The following is an 8401-nucleotide window of genomic DNA, read 5'->3' as shown; positions in this document are numbered from 1 at the left end:
GCGCGACGGGCCGCGCGGACGCTGCCGTGCTCGCAGATGCCAGTACGCGCGAGCGACCAGCCTCTGCCGCCCCCTCAGTTCGTTCCGTCGATGGTTCCCGTGTCGCGGTGCTCATACCGTGCTACAACGAGGCGATCACCATCGGGAAGGTCGTGGACGATTTCCACCGCGTGCTGCCCGATGCGGCGATCTATGTGTACGATAACAACTCTTCAGACGATACCGCGCGTATCGGCCGCGAACACGGGGCTACCGTGCGCTTCGAGCCGCGCCAGGGCAAGGGCGTCACGGTGCGCCAGATGCTGCGCGACATCGATGCGGATTGCTACCTGCTCGTTGATGGAGACGACACCTATCCCGCAGAGGCCGCGCCCGCGCTCGTGGCACCCGTGCTCGCGGACGAGGCGGACATGACTGTCGGCGACCGCCTCTCGAATGGCAGCTATGCGCACGAGAACGGGCGCGCGTTCCATGGGTTCGGCAACGATCTGGTGCGCTGGCTCATCCGAGCAATCTACGGTTACGCGTTTCACGATGTCATGAGCGGGTACCGGGCGTTCAGCAGGGTTTTTGCCCGCACGTTTCCTGTGGTCTCGCGCGGGTTCCAGCTCGAGTGCGAGGTCTCCATCCATGCTGTTGACATGGGTTGGCGCATCGCCGAGGTGCCCATCGCCTATCGCGATCGGCCGGAGGGCAGTTCGTCCAAGCTCTCGACGGTGAGCGACGGCTTGCGTGTGCTTATGGCGATTGGCGCGCTTTTCAAAGATTGCCGCCCGTTTAAGTTCTTCGCGCTCGTAGCGTCCGTTTTCCTGCTGTTTGGACTTGCCGTGGGGATGCCTGTGGTGGCCGAGTTCTCCGCGACGGGATTCGTCTCGAAGCTGCAGTCTGCCGTGCTTGCGGTGGGGCTCGTGTTCTGCGGCGCGCTCTCGCTCTGCACGGGGCTCATTCTGGACACCGTTGCGAAGAACCGTCGCAAGCAATGGGAGCTCGAGGTATACCACATCGAGGACGAGGCGCGACGCAGCGGGTAGTGCCGCCTGCCGCGCAGATGTCCCAATATGCGCCTGTCCCTTTTTGGGACATCGCGTTTCCTACCGTCCTGCTGCGCCGCTCCGCACGCCTCGTCGCGAACAACCCGCTCGTCCCGGGGATGCGCGCGACGGCAAATGCGGGTATACTGCGTGCAGTTATCTCAACGAACGCGTGCCCGCAGACTGGCTATGGCGCGGGCGTGAAAGGAATTCTCATGGCAGTGAACGAAGAGCTTTTGAAGCAGGTGCTCGAGCAGATCCGCCCGAACCTGCAGGCCGATGGCGGCGACATGGAGTACGTGGGCGTCGATGACGAAGGCGTCGTCTCACTCGAGTTGCTCGGCCACTGTGCGGGCTGCCCCATGAGCCAGCTCACGCTCTCGATGGGTATCGAGCGCATCTTGAAGGAGCACGTTCCCGGCGTGACGCGCGTCGTCGCGGTGAACGACCTCGGTGGCGGCGACATGGCCGACCTCTTCGACGAGTACACGCCGTTCTAGCAGCGTCGGAGCCGTTCATGCTCACAGAACTCTATCAAAGCCTCGATCCGGTTGCGCTTTCCGTCGGCCCTATCACCGTCTACTGGTACGGCATCGCCTACGTGGTGGGCGCTGCGCTCTGCGGCGTCATGATGTGGCGAACGCAGCGGCGCTGGGGGCTCAACATCACCGCCGACGACCTCATGATGGTCGTGTTCGGTGCGGTGATCGGTCTCGTGGTGGGCGCGCGCCTGTTTTACGTCATCTTTTACGGCGACGGCTTCTACTGGACGCATCCGCTCGAGGTCTTCATGACGAACCACGGAGGCATGAGCTTCCACGGCGGGCTCGTGGGCGGCATCATTGGCGGCATCATCGTTTGCCGCGTCTACAAGCTTTCTGCGTGGACGGTTGCCGACCTCGCGATCATCGGAGTGCCCATCGCGCTCTGTTTGGGCCGCTGCGCGAACTTCGTGAACGGCGAGCTGTGGGGCAAACCCACCGACTTGCCCTGGGGCGTGGTCTTCGGCGGCGCGGCGGGCGATATCCCGCGGCACCCTTCCCAGCTGTATGAGGCGTTTCTCGAGGGGATTGTGCTGTTCACGATTCTCTATGTGCTGAGCCGGCGCCGTCCACCCCTGCCGCAGGGTACGTTCATGGGCGTCTTCGTGCTCGGGTACGGTATCGTGCGCTTCCTCGTGGAGTTCGTGCGCGTGCCGGATGCGCAGCTCGGGTACCTCTTCGGCGGCGTCATTACCATGGGGCAGCTGCTGTCGCTCCCGCTCATCTTCATCGGTGCGGGGCTCATCGTCTATGCGCTGCGCGCCAACCGTTCCCAGCGCGACTACGTGAAGTAGCATATAAAATTACCCCAACGACTTTTTTACATGCCATGCCGAAAAGCTATTGAGCTAGGGGGCTGTCAAAGCATGTAAAAAAGTCACTGGGGTAAATGTACATGGCCGCCGCGCTGTCCGTAGTTCTCGTGTAAGACGGCCGACTGGCATGGCGCGAGCGTACCATGGTCATGGAACAGCATCCCGGTTTCTTCCGCAAAGGAGCGATGATGAAATACTTCGGCACCGACGGCTTCCGCGGCGAGGCGAATGTTGGCCTCACGGTCGATCACGCGTTCAAGATCGGGAAGTTCGTGGGCTGGTACTATGGCCTTCGCCAGGAGCGCAAGGCGAAGGTGGTCATCGGCAAGGACACGCGTCGTTCGAGCTACATGTACGAGAACGCGCTTGTTGCCGGCCTCGTCTCGAGCGGTGCCGACGCGTACGTGCTCCGCGTGACCACGACGCCCTCCGTGAGCTATGTGGTGCGCCACGGCGACTTCGACTGCGGCATCATGATCACCGCGAGCCACAACCCCTATCACGATAACGGTATCAAGCTCATCGATTCCGGCGGCTACAAGATGAGCCCCGAGGTCCTGCAGAAGGTCGAGGACTACATCGACGGCAAGACCGAGGTGCCGCTGGCCACGGGCGAGCAGATCGGCCGCGCCATCGACTACATCGAGGGACGCAACCGCTACATCGGCTCGCTCATCGCGTCCGCGAACTTCTCGCTCAAGGGTTATCGCATCGCGCTCGACTGCGCGAACGGCGCGTCCACGCCCGTTGCCCCCGGCGTGTTCCGTGCGCTCGGCGCCGAGGTGTTCCCCATTTCGGACGAGCCCGACGGCTTCAACATCAACAAGGGCTGCGGCTCCACGCACATCGAGCGCCTGCAGGCGTACGTCCGCGAGGAGGGTCTCGATGTAGGCTTCGCCTACGACGGCGACGCGGATCGCTGCATTGCCGTGGACGAGTACGGCAACGTGTGCGATGGCGACACGATCATGTACGTGTGCGGCGCCCATCTGGCGCGCGAGGGCAAGCTCGCCGGAAACACTGTGGTCGCGACGGTCATGAGCAACCTCGGTCTCTTCAAGGCTTTCGACAAGCTGGGTATCAACTACGAGAAAACCGACGTGGGCGATAAGTACGTGAGCGCCTGCATGGCCGAGCATGGCTACGCGCTCGGTGGCGAGCAGAGCGGCCACATCATCTTCTCGGAATACAGCGCGACGGGCGACGGTGTGAACACGTCCCTGCGCATCATGCAGACGATGATCGAGACGGGCAAGACCCTCTCCGAGCTCGCGGAGCCGCTCACCATCTATCCGCAGCTGCTGAAGAACGTGCGCGTGGCGGACAAGCATGCCGTGATGGAGGACGAGCGGGTGAAGGCCGCGGCGGCGAACGTCGAGGCTGCGCTCGAGGGCGATGGTCGCGCGCTCGTCCGCGCCAGCGGCACCGAGCCCCTCGTTCGCGTGATGGTTGAGGCTCCCACCATGGAGCAGTGCGAGCACTACGTCGACGAGGTCGCGCGCGTCATCGAATCGCTGTAGGACGATAAAACCCTTGGGGGTGATTTGACATCACGCATGTCGAAAAACCTCAGGGGTAATTTTACGTACACAATGCCTGTACCTGCAGGCCAAGACGGTATATCATACTGTCGTTTAGGTCATAGAGGCGCAAAGCCAGAATGATATAGAAGGGGTTTCGTATGTCCGGACATTCTAAATGGGCAACAACTAAGCATCGCAAGGGCGCGCAGGACGCTAAGCGCTCGGCGCTCTTCTCCAAGCTGAGCCGCAACATCACCGTTGCCGCTCGCCTGGGCAACGATCCCAACCCCGACAACAACGCCTCGCTCGCTGCGGCAGTCGCCAAGGCCAAGGCGCAGTCCATGCCGAAGGATAAGATCAAGAGCGCTATCGACAAGGCGTTCGGTGCTGGCGCCGATGCCGCCGTGTACGAGAACATCGTTTACGAAGGCTACGGTCCTGCGGGCGTTGCCGTGTACGTCGAGTGCCTCACCGATAACCGCAACCGCACCGCTGCCGACGTTCGCTCCGCGTTCTCCCACTCCGGCGGTAGCCTGGGCACCACCGGTTCCGTGGCGTTCCAGTTCGAGCGCAAGGGTCAGATCGTTGTTGCCAAGGAGATCATCGACCCGAACGACAAGAAGGAGAACCTCATGGCCAACGGCGCTGCCGGCGATGAGGAGGAGTTCATGATGGCCGTGGCCGAGGCTGGCGGCGACGATTACGAGGACGCCGGTGAGGAGTGGGTCGTGTGGACGAACCCCACTGAGCTCATGGCCGTGTCCAAGGGCATCGAGGATCAGGGCATCGAGGTCAAGGGTTCCGAGCTCACCATGGTTCCCACCACGCCGACGGCAGTCTCCGCGGCGGATGCCAAGAAGGTGCAGCGCCTCATCGACCGCCTCGAGGAGCTCGACGATGTTCAGGATGTGTACCACACCATGGACATGACCGACGAGGTCATCGCCGCTCTCGAAGAGGAGTAGGCGAGCTGCGCGCCAACGCGTTGTTCCTAGAGGGTTCCTAAGGGGGCCCTCTTTTCGTATCGGGCTGGCCGTTTTGCCCGTCTCTTCCGCCACGGCGTCGACATATCCCACCGGTATTCGGTAGAAGCCATCGGTAATCTGGCGGAAAATGTCGGCGTCGTGCAGAGGGTAGCTCTGCGCGTCGTCGTCTGCTTCGGCCTCGCTTATAATCGTGTGGAAGAGCGCTGCGAACGCGGACGGGCTCATCTCGCACGATGTCCAAAAGGAGGGCCATGCGGACGCTGAAGAAGATCTGCGCAATCGTGTATCTGCTTGCCGCTGTGGTGGTGGCGGGCGGCTTCGCGTGCCTGCAGTTCGGTGCGGACGATACACGCGAGCGGGTTTCTGAGCTGCTTAAGCATTCGGCAGGGCGCATCGTGCTTATCGTATGCCTTATCCTGCTTGCGATCGGTGTGCTTGCGACGGTCGTCGTTACGCTCGTTGAACGCCGGCCTCCCGTGAGCGTGCATCCGGCGGGCAATCCCAACATCGAGGTTCGCCTCGCGGCGATCACCTCCGTCGCCCGCGCCGCCGCCCAGGAGGAAGACGTGCTCGTGGAGCGCGTCTCGAGCCGCGTGGTGGGTCGCGATGCTTCGCAGGTCCGGGTAACGCTCGAACTCATCGCATTCAGCGAGGTCGGCTTGGAAAGCCTGGGCAAGCGCATTCAACTGCATGTCGAAGAGGCGTGCAACCGCATGCTCGGAGCCGAGGGCGTGATGGCGCAGATTCGGTTCCTCCCAAGCAAGACCACGACGATTTCCAAGGAGGTCGCACATGACCAAGGCTAGTGAAGGAGTCGCTCCCAAGCTCGTGGTCGAGCAGGGCGATGCCGCGCCCGAAGAAGAGCGTCTCGAGGGTGCGGAGCCGTCGGCGCATGCGGATGCGTCTGCCAGCGGCAAGCGTTCGCGCAAAGAGCGCAAGAAGCGCATCACGCGTGAGGACCTCGAGGGCGCCATGGGCTTCATTCAGGGGCTCGGCGCGGCGGCATGGGTCTATGCGGGCAATCATCCCTATACTGTGGGATACGGGTTCATCGGACTCGTGCTCGCGATTCTCATCCTCACCATCGGGTTGTGGAGCACCATCGTCATCGCGGTCTTCGTGGTCGTGGGCGCGATGATCGGGCAGATTCGCGACGGTGATAACGGTATCGTGAACTTCTTTAGCCGCCTTTTCAGCAGGCGGAATTCCTAAGGCGCGCCGACGAATTGCGGCGGAGGTTACAGCTTTTCGGTTTCTATGAGAGGTGGCATCATGGCAGAGGAACTCGAGAACAACGTGGTCGAACAGGTCGAAGAGGCTGTGGCCGAGGCTCCCGTGGAGGGGGTCAGTGCGGATGAGGCGACGGGGGAGGCTCTCGCCGCCGCGCCTGCGTGCTCCGATGGGGCTGCCACCGGCAAAGACGATGCAACCGACGCCGACGAGTATGACGATGAGACGGACGATTCGCTCACCTATTCCAACGGCGTGATCGAGAAAATTGTCGCTATGGCGACGCGCGAGGTGCCTCACGTGCTGGGCATGAAGGGCAACCTCGTCCACTTCTTCCAGGAGCAGCTTGGTGCCGAGAACCTTACCAAGGGCGTGACGGTCGAGGTCACGGACGACAACCGCATGATCATCAACATCTCGGTGATCATCGAGTACGGTTGCTACGCGCCGGACATCTTCGAGGACGTGAAGGAGCGCGTGACGGCGCGTCTGGACGAGATGACCGGACTCGAGGTCGCGGGCATCAACCTGCGCATCGAGGATGTCGTGACCCGCGAGGAATACGAGGCGCGCAAGAAGACCTTCCTCGACAACCTGAAACGCGAGGACGCGGACGAAGCATAAGGCCCAGCCGCGGGATGTAAAATTACCCCAGGGGTTTTTAACATGAAAGGAAATGCAGGGCGTTAAGTGACAACGCCAGGAGCCATGTTAAAAACCCCTGGGGTAATTTTACATCCCGCGTCCACCTTGCGTTTCGCCTTTATTGCGGGCTTGCCATGCCGCGCGCACGCTGCTACGCTAAAGCGTATGTTGAGCGCCGTTGCACATATCACGATGATGATGGTCATGGAGATGCCCTCGCCCGGGCACTTTGCCATGCCGCGCAACCGTCGCGTGCATGGGGAGACCGGGCGCCTTCACTAGGTCGTCTCCGGCGGGGGACGACCCGCCAGGCGGTCTTGTGCCGCCACTATTCGGACCATATCATCGAGCGGAGCCATCCCGTGATAGAAATCCAACACCTTACCAAGACCTTCAGCACGGCTGCCGGCCAGGCGCACGCGCTCGACGATGTCTCGCTTGCCATCGAAGACGGCGACATCATGGGCATTATCGGCATGAGCGGTGCGGGCAAGTCCACGCTTGTGCGCTGCATCAACCTGCTCGAACGTCCCACGTCGGGCAAGATCGTCGTCGACGGTCAGGACGTGACCGGTCTTTCCGGTGCCGCGCTGCGTGCCTACCGCCGCCGCGTGGCCATGATCTTCCAGAACTTCGGCCTGCTCGCCCAGAAGACGGTCATCGACAATGTCTGCTTCCCCTACAAGGCGGCGACGGGGCGCGTTACGGCTGAGAACCGCGCACGCGCGCTTGAGCTGCTCGAGATGGTGGGCTTGGCCGAAAAGGCGCAGGCCTATCCCGCGCAGCTCTCCGGCGGCCAGCAGCAGCGCGTGGCCATTGCCCGCGCGCTCGCGTGCGACCCGGAGTACATCCTGTGCGACGAGGCTACGAGCGCGCTTGACCCCGCGAGCACGAACACCATTTTGAAGCTCCTGCGCGAGATCAACCGCACCACGGGTGTCACGATCATCGTGATTACGCACTCCATGGGCGTGGTCGAGAAGATCTGCCGCAACGTCGCCGTGCTGGAGCACGGACGCGTGGTTGAGCAGGGGAGCGTGGCGGACGTCTTCGCCGCGCCGCAGAGCCAGGCGGCCAAGGTGCTGCTCGAAAGGGTTGATTGGGATGCCTAGCTTCGTGACCGAATTCCTTGCAGAGTACGGCGAGCTTCTGGCCGAGGGTCTCGGCGATACGCTCGCCATGCTCTTCGTTTCCACCGCAATCGCCTATGTGCTGGGCATCGTGCTCGGTGTGGTGCTCTACCTCACCGCGCCCGGGTCGCTTCGACCCATGCCCGTGCTCAACGCGGTGCTCGGCTGGGTGGTGAACATCGGCCGTTCGCTGCCGTTCATCATCTTGCTCATTTCCATCATGCCCGTGACCGAGGCGCTCGTGGGCACCACGTCTGGCGTGCTCGGCGTGATTCCGCCGCTCGTGGTCTCGACGGCGCCGTTCGTGGCGCGCATGATCGAGCAGTCGCTCGCCGAGGTCCCGCGCGAATCCGTCGAGGCGGCCGAGGCGTGCGGCGCGAGCATTCCGCGCGTCGTGTTCTCCGCCCTCTTGCCGGAGGGGCTGCCGTCCATCGTGCGCGGCGTGTCCATCACGCTCATCGCCGTGCTGGGCTACACCGCCATCGCGGGTGCGGTGGGT

Annotated in this window: 10 protein-coding genes; all 10 read left to right on the top strand. The window is 62.7% G+C overall.

Features of this window, described 5'->3' with window-relative positions; all coding sequences use genetic code 11:
• Positions 1-26: 26 nt before the first annotated feature.
• Complete coding sequence (locus tag QZ079_RS06045; protein ID WP_297036393.1) at positions 27-1031, top strand: glycosyltransferase; 1005 nt, start codon at positions 27-29, stop codon at positions 1029-1031.
• Positions 1032-1246: 215 nt separating this feature from the next.
• Positions 1247-1531 carry a NifU family protein gene (locus QZ079_RS06040; RefSeq protein ID WP_291289946.1) on the top strand — a complete coding sequence of 95 codons (285 nt, stop codon included), beginning with the start codon at positions 1247-1249 and terminating at the stop codon, positions 1529-1531.
• Positions 1532-1548: 17 nt separating this feature from the next.
• Positions 1549-2367: a prolipoprotein diacylglyceryl transferase gene (gene lgt / locus QZ079_RS06035; protein ID WP_297036389.1), complete on the top strand. Its 819-nt coding sequence runs from the start codon at positions 1549-1551 to the stop codon at positions 2365-2367.
• A 209-nt stretch (positions 2368-2576) separates the two neighbouring features.
• The gene (gene glmM / locus QZ079_RS06030) at positions 2577-3908 is read left to right on the top strand and encodes a phosphoglucosamine mutase (RefSeq protein ID WP_291288251.1); all 1332 of its coding nucleotides are present in this window, start codon (positions 2577-2579) and stop codon (positions 3906-3908) included.
• Between the two features lie 161 nt (positions 3909-4069).
• Positions 4070-4876, top strand: a complete 807-nt coding sequence (locus QZ079_RS06025) for a YebC/PmpR family DNA-binding transcriptional regulator (RefSeq protein ID WP_291288252.1) — start codon at positions 4070-4072, stop codon at positions 4874-4876.
• A gap of 272 nt (positions 4877-5148) precedes the next feature.
• Complete coding sequence (locus QZ079_RS06020; protein WP_297036384.1) at positions 5149-5703, top strand: hypothetical protein; 555 nt, start codon at positions 5149-5151, stop codon at positions 5701-5703.
• Positions 5690-6109, top strand: a complete 420-nt coding sequence (locus tag QZ079_RS06015; RefSeq protein WP_291288254.1) for a DUF2273 domain-containing protein — start codon at positions 5690-5692, stop codon at positions 6107-6109. Before QZ079_RS06020 ends, QZ079_RS06015 begins: the two co-directional genes overlap by 14 nt.
• Before the next feature lie 60 nt (positions 6110-6169).
• On the top strand, positions 6170-6751 hold the full coding sequence (locus QZ079_RS06010) for an Asp23/Gls24 family envelope stress response protein (RefSeq protein WP_291289942.1): 582 nt from the start codon (positions 6170-6172) through the stop codon (positions 6749-6751).
• Positions 6752-7134: 383 nt separating this feature from the next.
• Entirely contained in the window at positions 7135-7884 is a 750-nt protein-coding gene (locus QZ079_RS06005) for a methionine ABC transporter ATP-binding protein (RefSeq protein ID WP_291288256.1), read from the top strand.
• On the top strand, positions 7877-8401 hold a 525-nt coding region (locus QZ079_RS06000; RefSeq protein WP_297036382.1), incomplete at its 3' end, for a methionine ABC transporter permease. The genes QZ079_RS06005 and QZ079_RS06000, both read left to right, overlap by 8 nt.

Source organism: uncultured Enorma sp. (assembly GCA_905210055.1).
GTDB lineage: Bacteria > Actinomycetota > Coriobacteriia > Coriobacteriales > Coriobacteriaceae > Enorma.
The sequence above is the reverse complement of the archived record's forward strand: the minus strand, read 5'-3'. Positions and strand labels throughout refer to the sequence as shown.